This is a genomic window from Bradyrhizobium sp. 45 (assembly GCF_023073155.1).
In the GTDB taxonomy this organism is placed as follows: domain Bacteria; phylum Pseudomonadota; class Alphaproteobacteria; order Rhizobiales; family Xanthobacteraceae; genus Bradyrhizobium; species Bradyrhizobium canariense_D.
Genome location: NZ_JADPIX010000014.1, coordinates 1 through 1,388, shown reverse-complemented (window position 1 = coordinate 1,388; position 1,388 = coordinate 1). Strand labels below are relative to the sequence as shown.

Annotated in this window: 1 protein-coding gene; it reads left to right on the top strand. The window is 58.6% G+C overall.

The genetic code is table 11. The annotated features are described in order from the left end of the window. Positions 1 to 61: 61 nt before the first annotated feature. Positions 62 to 1,388: IS701 family transposase (locus IVB42_RS02290; protein ID WP_247370786.1), on the top strand; the 1,327-nt coding region annotated here is incomplete at its 3' end.

Below are 1,388 nucleotides of genomic sequence, written 5' to 3'. Positions count from 1 at the left end.
CACTACTTTGGCAGATTGTTGATTTTGCCGCGATTTATAGGATTCCCGAATCAATTTTTCAATGATTCATGGGTGGTCGGCTCTTGGAGGGCTGACCATGCCGGGATGGGAAGACGAACTCGAACGCTGGCTGATGCCGTTCTTGGACCGGCTGGGTCATAAGACCCGACAGCGGATGTGTCCTCTATATGTTGCGGGATTGATCGGTCCTGGCGATCGCAAGAGCGTTCAGCCGATGGCGGAACGCCTTGCCACGAGCAACTACGACCAGTTGCACCATTTCATTGCGGACGGCGTCTGGAACGCGACGCCGCTAGAGACAGAGCTGCTCAACCAGGCGGACCGACTTGTCGGCGGCAGGGATGCGGTGCTGGTTATTGATGACACCTCACTGCCGAAAAAGGGTGAGCGATCGGTCGGTGTTGCGGCTCAATACGCGTCGGCTCTCGGTAAAACTGCAAATTGCCAAACGCTGGTGTCTTTAACGCTTGCGCGGGGGGAAGTGCCCGTGATGGTCGCGTTACGTCTCTTTCTGCCTGACAGCTGGACAAGCGACATGCCTCGCTTGAAGCGCGCTCGCGTGCCAGTCGAACACCGAACGCCGCGGTCCAAGCCGGAGATCGCTTTGGCCGAGATTGACCGCGCGATGGCAGCCAACATACGCTTTGGATGTGTGCTGGCGGATGCAGGATACGGCCTCAGCGCGCCGTTTCGACAAGGGCTAACAGAGCGCGGGCTGGCCTGGGCGGTCGGTATCCCTCGGCACCAGAAAGTGTATCCGGTCGATGTGAAGCTCATTTGGCCGATCACCAAAGCCCGTGGCAAACCACGAAAGCACCACGTGCCCGATATCTTATCGATTGCGGCAGAACAAATGCTGGCCAGCGCCAAATGGAAAACCGTGAGTTGGCGCAGCGGGACGAAAGGTCGGCTCAAAGCCCGATTTGCTGCTCTCCGTGTCCGCACCGCCGACGGCCCTCCGCAGCGGATATGGGATAAAGGTCAGCAGCATCTCCCAGGCGACGAAGCCTGGCTCATTGGCGAGCAACGTGCCTCCGGGGAGAAGAAATACTATCTCGCCAATCTTCCGGCGACGACGGATCTGCGCACGCTGGCCGCCACCATCAAGGCACGGTGGATTTGTGAGCAGGCGCATCAACAGTTGAAGGAGGAACTTGGACTTGATCACTTCGAAGGGCGATCATGGCAAGGTCTTCATCGCCACGCCCTTATGACAATGATTGCCTACGCCTTCCTGCAACATCGTCGCCTCGCAAACGCGGGGCGAAAAAAAAAGAATCAACGGGCCTCCGCCTCAACCGACTATGCCCGCCGTACGTCACGCCATCGTCGATCTCATCCTTCGGCCGCCGCCCCAGCAGTGCCCA